Source organism: Accumulibacter sp. (assembly GCF_023806625.1).
GTDB lineage: Bacteria > Pseudomonadota > Gammaproteobacteria > Burkholderiales > Rhodocyclaceae > Accumulibacter.
In genome coordinates, this window is the sequence record NZ_JAMTDX010000099.1 from 1 (window position 1) to 17,598 (window position 17,598).

Below are 17,598 nucleotides of genomic sequence, written 5' to 3' on the forward strand. Positions count from 1 at the left end.
CGTACCCTCGATGCCCCTCCGCATACGCCGTTTCCACACGAAACGACATAGACCCGTTTTTCCGGACTCCGCGTTCCTGACCGACCGAGGCCTTCCGTCCACCTGCTGCGCTCGGAATCCCCGCCGAACCCCAGTGACTTGTTGCCGTTGTTGCTCCTGGCGGATCGATCTCCGACCACCTGGGAGAGGGGGACGGCCAATAGCCGCCCGAGCCTAGCCCCCCAGAGGAGGTCACCCGAAAGGATTGCCAGAGCGGAGAAGGGGCAGAGGCCAGCGTAGCGAACCGTCGACGCGGCGAAAGGACGGATAGCCTGGGGCGTGGCTGTGCGCGGGCATCTTGCTGCCGACAGCCATAGCAACCAGCGCTCTTGTCCGCCAGGTATCGCCGGTTCCTCGCCGCCGACAACACGTCCCTCGTGGCTGACAGGCTTGGAAGCGAGTTACGGGGACGTACGGTGGAAGAAGATGTGCCGCCGCGACGTTGGCCAACCCCAGCCGCATCTCGATCCGTTGAACCTAGATCAACGGCGGCAGCTCTCGATTCGCGCGAGGCGCATGACATGGTGGGGATTCCAATGTCCAGGGCATAGTCTTGAACCGCAGCGCGAGGAACATCCCGTCCAGGCGCAAACGCACTGGCCCTCGATAACCCGTGGCGGATTGAGCTCCCGGCAGACCGGAAGACACAACACCAATATAGACGATAGGCCGGCCTCCAGCGTCCACTTTTTTCTTCCCCAGCCCACGGGGGAAGGCGCAGTCGACCACACTGCGCAGCTCGGGTATCCGTGCGACCCCGCAGGCGCCGCCGAGAGCCCGGCTCCCTCACCCGCTGGCGTCCTCCCGAGCCCGCCAAAAACCTCCCATACACCGACTTCGCTTCAAACCCCTAATCGAGTTCGTATTTCGCTTGGTAGGGCGATACAATTTCACAACTGACCACCCAAAAACGCAATGCAATCAACGATCGGATGCATTGGTCGCCCAATGGTCAGACGGAGAAAAGAGAGGAATTTGCGCCCTGCGGGTCGCGAAAGCTGGCCTCCGGCGGGGCCAGCAGCCAACGCATCCTGAAAAAATGCCGCGAAAACATGCGCTTATGGCGCAAAAAAGCCCCGACCGAGAACGGCCGGGGCTTCGTTGTCTGGTGGGTCGGGAGGGACTCGAACCCTCGACCAATGGATGACGAGTTTTCCCGCGACATCCGGGTTGGGGATCGTTGATCCGCCCGCGGATCTTCCATTTGCGCCGTATGCCGTCGCTTTCAGTCGAGTTGCCCGAGCTAAGCTACGCCGTGGCGACACGGACGACCGGAGGCGAGCCAGTGCGCAGCGCGAACGCTTGACCGCTCAACGCATCCCCGCTTCGTCTGGGCGCCAGGCACGCGGGACTCTTTTCTCCGGGATGGCGGAGGTTCGTCGCCAGGGGTGCGAGCGACACCCGGCTGCGTACAGACGTTCATATTCGAGGTCAAACTGGCCCACCGAAACACCCGCACGACGATAGTCGGCGTTCGCGACTGGCTGCTCACCGTTGCCCGAGCGGAGGCCGGCCGGCTGTCTGCACTGATCGACCAAGGCATGGCTCCCCGGCAATCGACGGCCGGGGTCGGCGGCGCGGCGAGTGCCAGCGAAGCGAAAACCGAGCGTGCCGAGAAGCGCCCACCCATGGCGCGCCTCGCCCCCGTAGATCGCCTTCAACACCAGCCGCCCGACGGCTTCCGGCAAGCGGGCCGGCACGGCGCTGACACCGCCCGCCGGACCGGCACCCCGGTGCACCGTGTCCTTGGGGAGGACTCACCCGGAGCTTGGTCTCGCGCACGAACTGCACGGCGACGACGCAGTCGGTGAGCAAGCGCCCACTGCGCAGCGGAGTTGCCGATCCCAAAGCTGGGAGGCATGCCGCGGCGAGCGCTGGGGAACCTGCGAAAGTGCAGCGGCGAGAGGCCGATCATCGCCTCCATCACCGACTCGATGGCCGCGCGCGGCGCCCGTGCTCACCCCGGGCGAGCCGACGCCCGGACGCATCGGCCGGGACCCAAGCCCGTAGCTCTGGGCGAGGGCCGACACCGGGCGCCATGCGACCCGACTGCACGAGCGGTGCCGGACGACGGATTCGATCAGCGCATCGCGCGGCCGGGCCATCACCAGACCAGCCGGCATCGCCGTCCGCTCTGGCTGGTCATCAAGCAACTCGCGCCCGGGATCGGCCGACTGGCCAACGCCGACCGCACGGCTGGCCCGAGGAAGCGATCGGGTGGTGATTCCAGGGATGGATCGGGCCCTGGCTCGGTACCCCGTATTGACCGTCGCGGGCAGGGGGCGGGATACTAGCGGCCGCTGGAATACTGGTCCTCTGATCCTTGTGCCGCGTCGCTGTGCTGACGGAAGCGTCGGAGGCGGAGCCGCACGCCAGGACGGTGCGTGACCGGGCATCCAGTATTCCGGGGCGGCGCAGGAGAACGCCAAGGCAAATCACGAAAGAGCACATACGATGATCCGGATCGCGCTCAAGATGCTCTTCGGCGACCGTGGGAAATACCTCGGCATCGTCACGGGAATCGCGCTTGCCTCGGTCCTGATGATCCAGCAGCCGGGGATCATGATTTCCATTTTCTCGCGGACTTACAGTTTCATAACCGACATCGGTCTGCCCGACATCTGGGTGATGGATCCGATGGTCAAGTACTTCGACGACTCGCAGCCGCTGCTCGACACCGCGCTGTACCGGGTGCGCGGCGTTCAGGGTGTGCAATGGGCGGTGCCGCTGTACAAGGGCGGGCAGCGGCTCCGTCTGGCCGACGGCCAGCTGGTCAGTGCCGTGATGCTGGGCCTCGACGACGCCACACTCATTGGCGGCCCGGGAGAGATGCTGCAAGGCAGGCTCGCCGATCTACGCCTGCCCGACGCGGTCATCGTCGATCAGGCCGGGGCGACCGGCCGGCTGGCGCGACCCGCGGCGACCGCCGGCGGCAAGCCCGTCCCGCTCAAGGTCGGCGATCTGCTGGAGATCAACGACCAGCGCGCCGTCGTCGTCGGCATCGCGCGGGCAACCGCCACCTTTCAGTCGCAGCCGATCATCTACACGACCTACACCCGCGCCACGAGCTATGCGCTCGCCGAACGCAAGCTGCTGTCGTACGTGCTGGTGAAGGTCAAGCCGGGGGAGTCGGCATCGTCCGTCGCGCAGCGTATCGCGCACGATACGGGACTGGCCGCGCGCTCGGCCGACGAATTCAAACGGATGACCTTGCGTTACTTCATCGACAATACCAGCATCCTGACCAACTTCGGCTTCGTCGTCGTCGTCGGCTTCATCGTCGGCGCGGCGGTAACCGGGCAGATCTTCTACAACTTCACGCTCGACAACCTGCGCTACTTCGGCGTCTTCAAGGCGATGGGGGCGACCGACCGGATGCTGCGGGCAATGATATTGGTCCAGGCGCTGCTGGTCGGTTTCGTCGGCTTCGGCCTCGGCGCCGGTGTCACCGCGATCTTCGCTGCGGCAACGCGTGGCGGCACCGGGCTGTCGATGACCCTCGACTGGCAGTTGCTCGTCGGCAGTGCCGTGGTGGTCGGCATCATCGTCCTGTTCGCCGCATTGATCAGCCTGCGCAGAGTGAAGCAGTTGGAACCGGCCGAGGTCTTCAAGAGCTGATCGTGGCTGCCGCGCCGACCCTCGCCGTGCATTGCAGCGGAGTGATGAAAGCCTATGGCAGCGGAGAAGCGCGCGTCCACGCCCTGCGGGGCATCGATCTCGAGGTGCGCGCCGGCGAATTGCTGATGCTCGTCGGTCCGTCCGGTTGCGGAAAGACCACGCTCATTTCGGTCATCGCCGGCATCCTCGATCAGGACGAGGGCGAATGCGTGCTCTTCGGCCAGGACGTGCGCCGGCTGGCGAAGAACGAGCGTGTCGTGTACCGCGGCAGGAACGTCGGCTTCGTGTTTCAGGCCTTCAACCTGATCCCCACCTTGAGCGCCGCGGAAAACGCGGCGATTCCGCTGCTCATCAACGGCATGGCGATGGAACAGGCACTCGCCCGCTCTGTCCAGGCTTTGCGCAGCGTCGGACTGGAAGGACGCGAGCATTCGCTGCCGGGACAACTCTCCGGCGGCCAGCAGCAGCGGGTGGCGATCGCGCGGGCGGTGGTGCACAGCCCCAGACTCGTCGTCTGCGACGAGCCGACCAGCGCACTCGACGCCGAGACCGGGAAGCGCGTGCTCGAAGTCGTCAAGAGCGTGGCCGTCGGCCCGGACCGGGCGCTGGTGATCGTCACGCACGATGCGCGCATCTTCGAGTTCGCCGATCGGATCGCCCACATGGACGACGGCCGCATTGTCGGAATCGACCACAACCATTGACCTCGAGGCGGTACACCGTCGTGCTCAAGAACAGGATCCTTCCGGCAATCGCCGCGCTCGGGCTGGTGATCGCGATCGTCGTCGCCGCGCGCACCGAGCACAGGTCGCCACCGGCCCAGCCGATCGCCCAGCCGGCACAGGCGCCCTTCAAGTCCTACATTGGCGGTTCCGGCCTGGTCGAAGCGAGCAGCAACAACATCAACATCGGCACCTCGCTGCCGGGAATCGTCAGGACGGTGTCGGTCAAGGTGGGCGACAAGGTCGATGCCGGCGATCCTTTGTTCGCCATCGACGACCGGGAATTGCGCGCCGAACTGCTGGTGAAACAGGCGAATCTGGCGAAGGCCAAGGCCGCCGTCGAGGAAGCCCGGGCGTCACTGGAAGACTACCGATCGCAATACGCCCTGGTGCGGGGTGCCACTGCCGGACGAGCGGTCAGCGTCGACGACATCCAGAAGCGCCGCAATGCCGAGTTGCTGGCCGGCGCCCGGCTGCAAAGCGCCGTCGCGGCGGTGGCCGCGGCCGAGGCCGAGGTGAAATCCACGCAGACGTCGATCGATCGCCTGACGGTGCGCGCGCCAATCCCGAGCGAAGTGCTGCAGGTCAACATCCGCCCCGGCGAATACGCCCAGACCGGAGCGTTGGCGACGCCGCTGATGATTCTCGGCAATCTCGACCTGCTGTACATCCGGGTGAATATCGACGAGAACGACGCCTGGCGCTTCAGGCCGCTGACCAAGGGCGTCGCCTACTTGCGCGGCAACCGGGACCTCAAGACCGAAATTGCTTTCGTGCGGGTCGAGCCGTTCGTGACGCCGAAGGTTTCGCTCACCGGCAGCAGCAGCGAGCGCGTCGACACCCGGGTCCTGCAGGTCATCTACAGTTTCAGCCGCAACGCGCTTCCGGCTTACGTCGGGCAGCAGATGGACGTCTTCATCGAGACGTCCGAGGTGCCCGTCGCATCGGCGACCGACGTCTCGACGACAAAATCCGAGGACAGCAAGTGAGGGGGCCGGCCGCGAAGGCCGCGCTGGTCGCCGGCCTCCTGGGCGGCTGCGCCGCGGTCGGCCCGGACTACGAGCGCCCAGTCCTGACCGCACCGGCGCAATGGGGCGAAGCGCAGAGCAAAGCAGAGACGGCGACGGCGCTGGAGAAGGTCGCCTGGTGGAAGACATTCGACGACCCGCTGCTTGACGATCTGATGGAACAGGCGGCGATGAGCAACCTCGACCTCGCCAAGGCCCGGGCGCGAATCGTCCAGGCGCGAGCCGGGGTCGTCGTGGCCGGGGCGGCGGGTGTGCCTTCGCTCAACGTCTCGGGCTCGGCGACGCGCACCCAGGGCAGCCGCAACGCCGCGCTTCCATCCCAGCTCGCACCCACGGGGTCTCCGCGCAACATCTATCTGGCAGGCTTCGACGCGAGGTGGGAAATCGACGTCTTCGGCGGCGTTCGGCGTAGCGTCGAGGGCGCGACGGCGCGACTCGAGGCGAGCGTCGAGGATCTGCGCGCCACGTTGGTGACGCTGCTCGGTGATGTCGCCAGGAATTATGTCGAACTCCGCGCCAACCAGGATCAGATCCAGATCACCCAGCGCAACGTCCAGGCGCAGCAGCAGACGGTCGAGGTGACGCGCGAGCGCTATCGGCTCGGACTGACCAGCTATCTCGACGTGGTCCAGGCCGAGGCGCAGAAGACTGCGACCGAGTCCAACGTGCCAACGCTCGAGGCTGCGATCAAACAGTCGATCCATCGTCTCGGCGTCCTTCTCGGCAGGGAGCCGAAGGCCTTGCAGGCCGAGCTGTCGGCGCCACGTCCCCTCCCTCGGCCCGACCGCGCGACCGCCATCGGCCTGCCGTCCGAACTGCTCCTGCGCAGACCGGACCTGCGTTGGGCCGAACGGCAACTCGCCGCCGCGTCGGCCGACATCGGCGTCGCCACGGCCGCGCTCTATCCCAGGTTCGATCTCACCCTGGGGCTGGGCCTGCAGAGCAACAGCGCGGCCAGGTTCGCGGAAGCGTCGAGCCGCTACTGGTCGATCATTCCGGGCGTCTCGCTGCCGCTATTCGATGCGGGAAGCACGCGGGCGACGATAACCGCCAAGGACGCCGCCTACGACGAAGCCCTGGCCGAATATCGATCGGCGTTCAACAATGCGCTGCAGGACGTCGAGAACGCCCTGGCTGGCTATTACGCCGAACAGGTGCGGCGCGGCATTCTGGTCGACACCGTGCGCGCCAACGAGATGGCGGTGACACTGGCGAACGAGCGTTACCGCAGGGGCCTGACGAGCTTTCTCGACGTGCTGACGGCGGAAAATTCCCTGTACAGCGCTCAGCGGGGTCTGAGCCAGTCGGAAGCGAACCGCCTGACCAGCCTCGTCTCCCTCTACAAAGCCCTGGGTGGAGGGTGGAGCGCGGCAGACATCGGAGGGTCGGCCACCGACCCGGCGCAGCGTTAGGCGCTGCCCTCGCTGGCGAGCTTTCCGATCGAGACATGGCGCTGCCGCGACGCTCCCGCACCCCGATCCCCGGTCCGGAAGAGTATCACCGGCCGGGGTGACAGGGGTCGCCAGGCTCTGGAAGGAGCCCGCACTGACGAATGACCGGGTCGAATCGGACCCGTTGGCCGGAAAGCGCTGCTTGCGCTGCCGGGATGGGGGCGGCGCGTGAGAGGAGGGTCTCTGCCGGCCCGGGCAAGCTTGTTCGAGTTGCAGCAGGAAGGCCTTGGCCAGATGCTCGCGCATCCCGAGATGCGCGAGTTCTTCGGCTTCTGCGACGATTGAGCGCCTTGATCGCCGGTCTTCGGAACCCTAGCCATCTCGGGCAACCACCGAGGATCGATCGACGTGGGTTTCCCGGCGACGGCTTCTGGCATAGAATCGTCCTCGGACCAGGCAGGTCGGTTGGCTGACCCTACCGATTCGGCCGATCGGGAAGCGCTATTCGGCCGGCAGCACGCGCGTTCGGCGGCGGCGCCGCATTCCACTCGGGGAACCCTCGCCATGTTTCGCCAGTTCCTGATCTACCTGCATCTGCTTGGCGTCATCGTCTGGATCGGCGGCATGTCCTTCGCCTATTTCTTCCTTCGCCCGGCGGCGATCGAGGTTCTCGAACCTGCGCAGCGCCTGCCTCTCTGGGCCGAGACGTTCGCCCGCTTCCTGCGCGCCGTCGCCGTCGCCGTCGGCGTGATCGTCGCCAGCGGGCTGGCGATGCTGCTGCCGATAGGCCTTCACAAGGCTCCACTCGGCTGGCACATCATGCTCGCCCTCGGGTTGGTCATGGCAGCGATCTACGGTTACGTGCACCTGGTTCTCTACCCACGGCTGCGTACCCACTGCGCGGCGGCATCGTGGCCGGCTGCCGGGCAGGCGTTGAACGGCATCCGCCGCCTGGTCGCGGTCAACCTCGCGCTCGGCTTGTGCACGATCGCGGCGGCGATCTCGGCGCGTTGAGCCGGCATTCCGCCGGCCACCATGCCCTCCCCGATCGCCCGACCTGACGAGGCAGAAACCGATGAACACGCTCTCCCTGGAGTCGCTCGCCGCGTACTGGTCTCCCGACGAGGTGTCGGCCAACGTCGTCATTTTCATGAACATCGTCGGCGCACTGCTGCTCGGTCTCGTCGTCGGCTACGAGCGCTCGTACCACGGGCGTGCCGCCGGGATGCGCACCTATGGCCTGGTGTGCATGGCCTCGGCGGCCCTGGTCGTCGTCACCGGCTACCCGAACTACTGGTACGGCGGCCACGCCGGGGCCGTCGCGCTCGCCGATCCGACGCGGGTGATCCAGGGCATCGTCGCCGGCATCGGCTTCCTCGGTGCCGGCGTGATCGTCAAGGATGGCCTGACGATCAGCGGCCTGACCTCGGCGGCGTCGATCTGGGCATCGTCGACGATCGGCGTCCTCGTCGGTGTCGGCTTCTACACGGCGGCGATCCTGCTCACCTGCCTCTCGGCGGCGAGCATGATGTGGGGAACGCGCATCGCCGAATGGCTGCCTTCACACCCGGCGGTGTCGGTCAGCCTGCGCTTCACGAGGAACTCGTCGCCTTCGCTCGACTCGCTGCGCAGCTGGACGCGGCAATGGGGTTACGAGATCGCCGAGGGAAGCCTGACGATCGCCGGCGCGGGCGGGCTCGCCGAATGGCGTTTCGTGGCCACGGTGGTCGATCGCCGGGTGGCGATGTCGATTGCCGACCTGGCCGGCGAAGTCGCCAGGATCGACGGCGTCGAGGACTTCCGGCTTTCGTTCTCGCGTAGCTGACGGTGTTTGGAAGCGTTGCGGGTGAATTGACAGCGCTGCGCCGCCCGCAGATACTCGTCCGGCAACGGTCGCCGTGATCTTCCGGCCGATTCGGCCTGCGCAACGAGGAGTCCATGCCCCTGTTCCGATTGCCTCGAAGCCCTGAATCGACGCGCAGCCCGTGGCGCGAGGCAGGGCTCGCCCTGCTGGCTCTGGCCGTGCTCACCGGCTGTGGGCGCGAGACGCCGAAGCCGGGAGCGCCGGCACCCGAAGTCACGACGCTGACCATCGAGGCGCACGACGTCCCGGTCTCCGCCGACTACGTCGCACAGACGCAAAGTTCGCAGGCGGTCAACATCCAGGCGCGCGTCTCGGGCTTCCTCGACAAGCGCGTGTATACCGAAGGCGCGGTGGTCAGGAAAGGGCAGGTCCTCTACCAGATCGATCCCAAGCCGTTCAAGGTCCAGGTCGATGGCGCGGCGGCGGCGCTGCAGCGCAATCAGGCGGCGCTCGAGGTGGCCACGGCCAACCTCAAGCGGACGCGGCCGCTCGTCGAGCAGAACGCGCTGTCGCAGAAGGACCTCGACGACGCGAAGGGGCAGTACGAGCAGGCGGCGGCCGCGGTCGCACAGTCGAAGGCGCAGCTCGAATCGGCCAGGCTCGACCTGTCGTACACGACGATCACCTCGCCGGTCGACGGCGTTACCAGCTATTCGGCGGTCGCCGAGGGCACCTACGTCAGCTCGCAGAACAGTCAGCTGACCACCGTCTCGGTGCTCTCGCCGATATGGGTCAACTTCAGCATTTCGGAAAACGAGGTCGACCGGTTGCGCACGAATATCGGCAAGGGCTTGCTCCGGCTGCCGCCAAGCAACCGCCTCGTCGTCGAGATTGAGCTCGCCGACGGGACGCCGTTTCCGCACACCGGCACGATCACCTTCGCCGATCCCTCGTACAACTCGCAGACGGGCACCTTCCAGATCCGCGCGACCGTCGACAACCCCGACGGAGTCCTGCGCCCGAACCAGTTCGTCCGCGCACGAATCACCGGCGCAGTCCGGCCGCGGGCGATCCTGATCCCGCAGCGCGCAGTCCAGCAGGGTGCCGGCGGGCACTTCGTCTGGCTGATCAACGCCGAAGGCAAGGCCGAGCAGCGGCCGATCGTCGTCGGCGACTGGTACCGCGAGCAGTGGTTCGTCGCCGAGGGACTGCACGACGGCGACCGGCTGGTCGTCGACGGCGCCTTGCGCCTGTCGCCGGGCGCGACGGTCAGGGTGACCACCCGCACGGAGCAGACCGACGCCGGCGCGGCCGCGCCCGCGGCAACGCCCCGCGGACCGGCCGCGCCGCGCGGCGGCACGCCGGTCGCCGGTTCCTGATCCGCGGCCAACGGTGTTCTCGCGCTTCTTCATCGAACGCCCGGTCTTCGCCGCGGTCGTCGCGATCATCGTCTCGATCGCCGGCATCGTGTCGATGTTCGTCATCCCGGTCCAGCAATACCCTACGATCACCCCCGTCCAGGTGACCGTCCAGGCCACCTATCCGGGGGCCGACGCGAAGACGCTCGCCGATTCGGTCGCCGCACCGATCGAGGCGCAGATCAACGGCGTCGACAAGATGCTCTACATGTCGTCGACGAGCTCGGCGTCGGGTCAGCTCGTTCTGACCGTGTATTTCGCGCTCGACGCCGACCCGGACATCGCCCAGGTGCAGGTCCAGAACCGGGTGAACCTCGCGCTGCCCCAGTTGCCTTCGGCGGTCACCCAGCAGGGCGTTTCGGTGCAGAAAAAGTCGTCGACGATCATGATGCTGATCGCGGTGACCGGCAAGGGCGACCGCTACAGCCCCGAGTACGTGGCGAACTACGCGAACGTGTACGTGCTCGACGCGCTGAAGCGGGTACCCGGTGCCGGCCAGGCGCAGATTCTCGGAGTCCCCGACCAGGCGATGCGCATCTGGATGAACCCCGACCGGATGGCCTCGCTGGGCATCACGACCAGCGACATCGCCAGCGCGATCAACACGCAGAACACCCTCTCCGGCGCCGGGCAGATTGGCCAGGAGCCGACTGCCGGCGCCGTCGAGCTGAGCTTCCCGGTGGTCACGCAGGGCCCGTTCAGCGACCCCCGGCAGTACGAGCGGATCATCCTGCGGGCCAGCCAGGACGGCAGCGCGATCGTCCGCGTCGGCGACGTCGCCCGCGCCGAAGTCGGCCTGCGCCAGTACATCGCCGACACCCGGCTGAACCGCGAACCGGCGACGCTGATCGCCATCTACCAGCAGCCCGGCGCCAACGGCCTGGTCGTCTCGAAGGCCGTGCGCGACGCGCTCGCCGGAATGCAGTCGCGCCTTCCGGAAGGACTCGACACGGTGATCGCCCTCGACACCAACGACTTCGTCCGCCTGTCGATCAGGGAAGTGCTGATCACGCTGGTCGAAGCGCTGCTGCTCGTCGTGCTCGTCGTCTACCTGTTCCTGCAGAGCCTGCGCACGACGCTGATCTGCTCGGTGGCGATCGTCGTCGCCCTCGTCGGGACCCTCGCCGGGATGCTCGCGCTCGGCTTCTCGATCAACCTGCTGACGCTGTTCGGGCTGATCCTGGCGATCGGCATGGTCGTCGACGACGCGATCGTCGTCGTCGAGAACGTCGAGCGCAACATGGCTCAGCATCAGCTCTCGCCGCGCGAGGCGGCCCTCCGCACGATGGACGAGATCGGCAGCTCGCTGGTCGCCGTCGTCCTGGTGATGGCCTCGGTGTTCGTCCCGGCCGCCTTCCTGCCCGGCACGACCGGCCAGCTCTACCGGCAGTTCGCGATCACCATCGTCATTTCGGTGAGCCTCTCGGGCTTCATCGCGCTGACCCTGACGCCGGCGATGTGCGCGCTGCTCCTGAAGCACACGCCGCCCCCCGAGCGCGGCTTCTTCGCCTGGTTCAACCGGCAGGTCGAGCGCGTGACGCGCGGCTTCGGGCTCGCCGTCTCGTGGGTCATCCGACGGATGGCCGTCGCCTTCGCGCTGCTCGCCGGGTTCCTCCTGGCCATCTGGCAGCTTTTCCATGTCCTGCCGACGAGCTTCGTGCCCAACGAGGACCAGGGTTACGCGATGGTCGCGCTGATCATGCCGCAGTCGGCGAGCCTCGACCGCACGCGCGCCGCGGCCGAGCGCGTCGACCGCCTGCTGGCGGCGATCCCGGGGGTCGACACGCGTTCGATGGTCGCCGGTTACAGCCTGATCGACCAGGGCTACAAGGCCAACGCGGCGACCTTCTTCGTCACTTTCGGCAAGTTCGACGAGCGCTACGCGTCGGTCGACTCCGCGCGCCTCGAGAACGCCCGGGCGATCCTGCTGACGCTCTACGAACAGGCCCGCCAGATCGAGGACGCGACCGTCTTGCCGATCGCCCCGCCGGCGATCCCCGGGATCGGAACGACCGGCGGCTTCGAGTTCTGGATTCAGGACACGGCCGCGGGCGATCCGCTGCGACTCGACGAACTGACGCGTGCCTTCCTCGACAAGGCGCGCGGCCGGCACGAACTGACTGCGCTGAACAGCACCTTCAACGCCCGGACGCAGCAGCTGCGCGCCGACGTCAACCGTGAGACGGCGACGCTGCTCGGCCTGCAGGTCCAGGACGTCTACAACGCGATCCAGGCGCAGTTCGGCTCGCTGACCGCCAGCCAGTTCACCCAGTTCAGCCGTGTCTGGTGGGTCATCGTCCAGTCGGACGCGAAGTACCGCCAGCAGCCCGGCGACCTGACCCGGTTGTATACCCGCAACGGCCAGGGCAGGATGGTGCCTCTTTCGGCAGTGGTCACCACGAGCTGGGCGGCCGGCCCGGACATGCTGCCGCATTTCAACGGCTTCCCGGCGGCCAAGGTGATCGGCAATCCGGCGCCGGGCTTCAGCTCGGGACAGGCGATTCGGGCGATGGAGGAGGTCGCCAGCGAGGTTCTCCCGCCGGGCTATGCCTTCGCCTGGTCAGGGCTCGCCTATGAGGAGAAGAAGGCCGGCGGCACTTCGGCGCTCGCCTTCGTCTTCGGATTGCTGATCGTCTTCCTCGTCCTCGCCGCGCAATACGAGTCGTGGACGCTGCCCGGCGCGGTGATGACCGCGATCCCCTTCGGGGTCTTCGGCGCGCTGCTCACCAACTGGGCGCGCGGGCTCGAGAACGACGTCTATTTCCAGATTGGCCTGCTCGTGCTCATCGGCCTCGGCGCGAAGAACGCCGTGCTGCGCGTCTCGGCAGCCGTCGACTTCCGCCGCCAGGGCAAGTCCATCCTCGAAGCGACCGTGCTCGCCGGCGAGCAACGCCTGCGCCCGATCATCATGACTTCGCTGGCCTTCGCCGTCGGCTGTCTGCCGCTGGCTCTGGCGCTCGGTGCCGGGGCCAACGCGCGGCACTCGATCGGCACCGGGATCATCGGCGGGATGATCGGCGAGACGACGCTGGCCATGCTCTACGTGCCGCTCTTCTTCTACCTCTTCGACCGCCTCGCCGAGCGACGCGCGCGCGGCGACCAGGCGACGACCAGCGACGCCGGGCAACCGACCGGCGGCGAGGAGCGTCGATGATCCGGCTGCTGCTCCCCGCGCTGGTCGCCGTCCTGGCCGGCGGCTGCATGGTCGGCCCCGACTACCACCGGCCACCGGTGAGGGCGCCGGAGCAGTTTCAGTACATGCCCACCGACGCCGCCGACACCGCCGACACGAGGTGGTGGGAGCAGTTCGGCGATCCGGTGTTCGACGCCCTGATCGTCGAGGGGCTGGCGCACAACAGCAACATCGCCATCGCCGCGGCGAACGTCGAGCAGGCGGCCGCCGTACTCACCCAGGTGCGCTCACCGCTCTTCCCGCAGTTCGGCTACGCGGCCACCGGCGAGAGGCAGAAGTCGGTCGAGCCGGCGCTCGTCCGGCTGCTGCCGCGCGACATCGACCCGACGACGGCTTACCAGGCGCTGCTCTCGGCGAGCTGGGAAATCGACCTCTGGGGGCGAATCCGCCGCCAGTCCGAGACCGCGCGCGCCGACCTGCTGGCCACCGACGAGGCGCGGCGCGGGGTGATCCTCTCGGTCGTCGCGTCGATCGCCAGCAGCTACCTGCAGTTGCGCGGGCTCGACGCACAGCTCGTCGTCGCCAAGAAGACGCTCGCCGCCTACGTCGAGTCGGTCCGGCTCTTCGAACTGCAGTTCGCTTACGGCCAGGTGTCCAAGATGACCGTCGTCCAGGCGCAATCGCAGTACGAGACGGCGGCGGCGCAGATCCCGCTGATCGAGTCGCAGATCGCCCAGAACCAGAACGCGCTGGCCGTGCTGATCGGGCGCGATCCCGGGCCGATCGCCCGCGGTCGCTCGCTCGACGACCTCGTGCTGCCGAAGGTTCCCGCCGGAGTTCCGTCGGCGCTGCTCGAGCGGCGCCCCGACCTGCTGCAGGCCGAGCAGCAGCTGATCGCGGCCAACGCGCAGATCGGCGCAGCCAGGGCCCTCTATTTCCCGACGATCTCGCTGACCGGCGCGTACGGCGGAGTCAGCGCCGAACTGTCGAAGCTGTTCAGCGGCGCGTCGCGGGTGTGGAACTACAGCGGCTCGATCGTCGGACCGATCTTCACCTTCGGCGCGATCAGCGGCCAGGTCGCGCAGGCCGAGGCAGCGCAGCGAGCGGCGCTGCTCAACTACCAGCTGGCGATCCGCAACGCCTTCGCCGACGTCGACAACGCGCTCGTCGCCAACCAGAAACTCGCCGAGCAGTACGCCGCGCAGCAGCGTCTGGTCGTCGCGCTGCGCGAGTATTCGCGGCTCGCCCGGCTACAATACGACGGCGGCTACGCGCCGTACTCGACGGTGCTGCAGGCCGAGCAGACGCTGTTTCCGGCCGAACTCGGCCTCGCGTCGATGCGCAGTTCGCTGTTCGCTTCGGCGGTGAACATCTACAAGGCGATCGGCGGCGGCTGGGTCGGCGTCGCCGACGCGCTGACCGGAAGCGGCGGAAAGGCTGCCGGCGAAGCAGGACCAACACCCGCGTTCTGAACCCCGGCCGAAGCCGTCAGGCAACGGCCGCTCAGGACTCGCCCACGCTCCGGACACCACTGTGCGGGGTGGCGGTAACGGCGATGTCGACGACCGGAGCGCCGGTCATCTCGAGCAGTTCGCGCGGCGAGAGCCGGAACACCGCGTGCGGGTGACCGGCGGCCGCCCAGATGGTCTCGTACGCCAGCAGGTCCCGATCGACGAGCACGATCACCTCTCGGGCGTGGCCGAGCGGACAAACGCCACCGATCGCATAGCCGGTGTGCTCGCGGACGAAACGCGCGTCGGCCTTGCCGAGCGCACCGACCCTTGCAGCCAGCTTGGTCTCGTCGCCCCGGTTGGCGCCGCTGGCCACGACCATCACCGCACGATCGTCGGACAGCCGCCGGAAGACGATCGACTTGGCGATCTCGGCGACGCTGCAGCCGAGAGCTGCCGCTGCCTCGGCGGCCGTCCGGCCGGTCGCCGGAAGCAGCACCGGCGATTCGCGGTGACCGATTCGGCGCAGCAGATCGGCGACCCGCTGCGCCGCTTCGGGCAATCCGCTGGCCTCGTTCATCGGCGGAGTCGCGCGCTCACGGCAACTGGCGAAGGGCCAAGGCCGCGCGGCGGCGCGTCATTCGGCGAGGGCACCGAGGCCGAGGGTCGCGGTCAGACCCTTGCGCACGAGCTGGACCGCGCGGGAAACGTCGCACGTGGTCAGCATTTCGCGCGTCTCGATCTCGTCGAGACCGGTGTTCAGCACCGCCGGCAGGTTGCCGCGCGCCTTATCGACGAGCGCGAACAGGGCGTCGAGCGCCTCGGCGCTCGCCCGCCCCCCTGCCGGCAGCGCAAAGCGCGTCGCCAGCCCGATCAGTCTGTCGAGACCCGGATTCCCCGCACGAAGCGCGTCGAGCACGAGCGCCTGCGGGCGATCCGGTCCCCGGGCGAGCAATGCCCCGGCGAGCACTTCGGCTGCGCCGCCGAACCCGCCGAGGACGTACAGTGGCCGCCGTCTTTCGAGGGCGACGAGTGCTTCCTCGAAAATCCCCGGCAGGAAGCCGTGGAAACCGGTCGTCTTGCCGCCCAGCACGACGCGGGCCATGATCGGCGGAACGAACTCGGGGCTCGCCAGGCCTGGCAGATCGATCGTCATTCCGTCCATCGCCAGCCGGCGCATCGCGCTGAGCGTCAATGCGCTGTTGAACACGGCCCGGTCGGAGCCGTTGCCGGCTTCGCCGTCTGGAACCTGGTCGGGCGCACCGATCCCGGCATCCTGCTGCGTGACGCGGACGATCCGGCAGCAGTTGATCCACTGCGCCTCGATCCGCGGGGTGACCTCGAGGTACTCGGGCCACGGACAGTGACTGACCAGCCGCCCGATGCTCAGGTTCGTATCCGGACCGCCGAGGCTGTTGTCCTCCTGTTCGGCGCTGATCAGGCGCAGCAGGTCGAAGGTGAAGTTGTCCTCGCTTTCCTTCCAGCGTCCACCGTAGGCAAGGCTCGCCGCCTGCCTGAGCAGCGGCCGCGCGAGGCGGACGAGCAATTCGCGCAGATGTTCGAGACCGAGCCCACGGGCGAGCAGGTTCTCGCGCTGGTAGGAGATGGACAGGTCGATGACCGTGTTGGCGATCATCCGCGACCGGTACTTGCTACTGCTCGTCATGACGTCGTCGCCTCGAAACTGTGGAAGGCCAGCCGCGGGAAGAACTCGTCGAGAATGTCGAGTTCGAGACCGGAGAGGCCGCGGCCCGGATAATGGACGCGCAGGTCCTCCTTCGCCTCGCGAACGCGCGGAATGTGCAGCAGCGTCGTCGGGTCAGGCAACCAGTTGACGACGATCACGTCCGGCGCACCCGACAGCGTCCGCCCGACCGCGCTGTGAAACGCGGCGAGCAGCGCGTCGCGGAGCAGCGTCGTGACCACCTGCTCTTCCTGGTCGGGCACCTCTTCGGCCCAGCGGATCAGCGGCGCGTTGCCGAGCTCGGGGATACCCGAGGTCCGGCCTCCGCCCTCGAGTGCGTCGACGACGACGACCGGGTTGAGCCGCCAGCGCTCACCGAGCCCCGGCGGAGTCCCGCTCTCCTGCAGCGGCCGGCGGAAGAGCGCAAGCTCGCGCCGGCACCACGGGCGGCTGGCGTAGCGTGCGCTGCGCACGGCGATCAGCGCGGCGGTCTGCTCGCTTTCGACGTTGCTCTGCAGCACGCGACCGAACGCCGATCCGAAGGGGATGTCGTTCTCGTCGAAGAAGGCGCCGAGCTGCGTCTGGCTGTAGATGTAGTCGCGAATGCGTTTGGCCGGCACGGTGCCATCGACCTTCGCGTGACTCAGGAAGATGACGATTTTCGGTTGCCCGGGCTCGCCGGCCGGGTTCTGTGCCGCTGGCGAGGACGCCCGCCCGAGCATCAGCCGGCACAGCGCCTCGGTGAGCTGCTTGAGCAGCGAACGGACGACGGTCTCGGTCGCCGGCCCGCTCCCCGGCTGTTCGTCGGCCGGCAAAGGCAGGCCGGCCGGCCGCAGGAAGTTCAGCGCACGCAGCGCTTCGGGCGCGTTGTAAGCGGTCGAATCGAGGGCCACCGGCAGGAACTTGCGGCTCGTCGCCGGCTGGCCCGCCGAGCCCAGCTGAGCGATCCAGAAACGCCAGCTGGCATCGGCGATCATCTGTTCGTCGATGAGCAGCAGCACGATCTGCAGGTTGGCCAGCCGCGATCCGCTCGCCGCCGGCTGGCCAGGCCGGAACTCGCCGGGCAACGGCGACGGCAGCCCCCCGGGTGGCGCGTCGGGCGCCGGCAGGCTGCGGTAGAAGACCTGCGGTCCGAGACCGTTGCCCGGCCGCAGCCAGCCGTGGATACGCCGCGCGAGAACTTCTCCGAGCGCGCAGCGGGGGTGCCACAGGACGTAGATTTCGGGAATCGGGTTGTCCATGCTCTCCTCGGCCCAGGTCACGATCGGTCCCTGCGGCGGCCACGGACGCGCTGAGCACCGCGCGCCACG

Annotated in this window: 12 protein-coding genes; 9 read left to right on the forward strand and 3 right to left on the reverse strand. The window is 67.8% G+C overall.

Annotation, left to right across the window (positions count from 1 at the left end; genetic code table 11):
• Positions 1-2,493: 2,493 nt before the first annotated feature.
• From NFW05_RS16005 to NFW05_RS16045, 9 genes are all read left to right on the forward strand, one after another.
• Positions 2,494-3,657, forward strand: coding sequence for an ABC transporter permease (locus tag NFW05_RS16005; RefSeq protein WP_295309205.1), 1,164 nt, complete (start codon positions 2,494-2,496; stop codon positions 3,655-3,657).
• A gap of 44 nt (positions 3,658-3,701) precedes the next feature.
• The gene (locus NFW05_RS16010; protein WP_295309348.1) at positions 3,702-4,361 is read left to right on the forward strand and encodes an ABC transporter ATP-binding protein; all 660 of its coding nucleotides are present in this window, start codon (positions 3,702-3,704) and stop codon (positions 4,359-4,361) included.
• Positions 4,362-4,381: 20 nt separating this feature from the next.
• Positions 4,382-5,368, forward strand: coding sequence for a biotin/lipoyl-binding protein (locus NFW05_RS16015; RefSeq protein ID WP_295309208.1), 987 nt, complete (start codon positions 4,382-4,384; stop codon positions 5,366-5,368).
• The gene (locus NFW05_RS16020) at positions 5,365-6,819 is read left to right on the forward strand and encodes an efflux transporter outer membrane subunit (RefSeq protein ID WP_295309211.1); all 1,455 of its coding nucleotides are present in this window, start codon (positions 5,365-5,367) and stop codon (positions 6,817-6,819) included. Before NFW05_RS16015 ends, NFW05_RS16020 begins: the two co-directional genes overlap by 4 nt.
• A 543-nt stretch (positions 6,820-7,362) precedes the next feature.
• Entirely contained in the window at positions 7,363-7,812 is a 450-nt protein-coding gene (locus tag NFW05_RS16025) for a CopD family protein (RefSeq protein ID WP_295309214.1), read from the forward strand.
• Positions 7,813-7,873: 61 nt separating this feature from the next.
• Positions 7,874-8,623, forward strand: coding sequence for an MgtC/SapB family protein (locus NFW05_RS16030; RefSeq protein ID WP_295309217.1), 750 nt, complete (start codon positions 7,874-7,876; stop codon positions 8,621-8,623).
• 113 nt (positions 8,624-8,736) lie between these two features.
• A complete protein-coding gene (locus NFW05_RS16035) occupies positions 8,737-9,981 on the forward strand; it encodes an efflux RND transporter periplasmic adaptor subunit (RefSeq protein ID WP_295309219.1) in 1,245 nt (414 codons plus the stop codon).
• 13 nt (positions 9,982-9,994) lie between these two features.
• Positions 9,995-13,174: an efflux RND transporter permease subunit gene (locus tag NFW05_RS16040; protein ID WP_295309221.1), complete on the forward strand. Its 3,180-nt coding sequence runs from the start codon at positions 9,995-9,997 to the stop codon at positions 13,172-13,174.
• On the forward strand, positions 13,171-14,625 hold the full coding sequence (locus NFW05_RS16045) for an efflux transporter outer membrane subunit (RefSeq protein ID WP_295309224.1): 1,455 nt from the start codon (positions 13,171-13,173) through the stop codon (positions 14,623-14,625). Before NFW05_RS16040 ends, NFW05_RS16045 begins: the two co-directional genes overlap by 4 nt.
• A 31-nt stretch (positions 14,626-14,656) precedes the next feature.
• On the opposite strand, the gene NFW05_RS16050 is transcribed toward NFW05_RS16045, so the two are convergent.
• Genes NFW05_RS16050 through NFW05_RS16060 form a run of 3 tightly spaced genes read right to left on the reverse strand, consistent with a single transcriptional unit; the run spans position 14,657 to position 17,550 of the window.
• Entirely contained in the window at positions 14,657-15,184 is a 528-nt protein-coding gene (locus tag NFW05_RS16050; RefSeq protein ID WP_295309227.1) for a YbaK/EbsC family protein, read from the reverse strand.
• Between the two features lie 57 nt (positions 15,185-15,241).
• On the reverse strand, positions 15,242-16,270 hold the full coding sequence (locus NFW05_RS16055; RefSeq protein WP_295309230.1) for a hypothetical protein: 1,029 nt from the start codon (positions 16,268-16,270) through the stop codon (positions 15,242-15,244).
• A complete protein-coding gene (locus NFW05_RS16060; RefSeq protein ID WP_295309233.1) occupies positions 16,267-17,550 on the reverse strand; it encodes a TIR domain-containing protein in 1,284 nt (427 codons plus the stop codon). Before NFW05_RS16060 ends, NFW05_RS16055 begins: the two co-directional genes overlap by 4 nt.
• Positions 17,551-17,598: the final 48 nt, after the last annotated feature.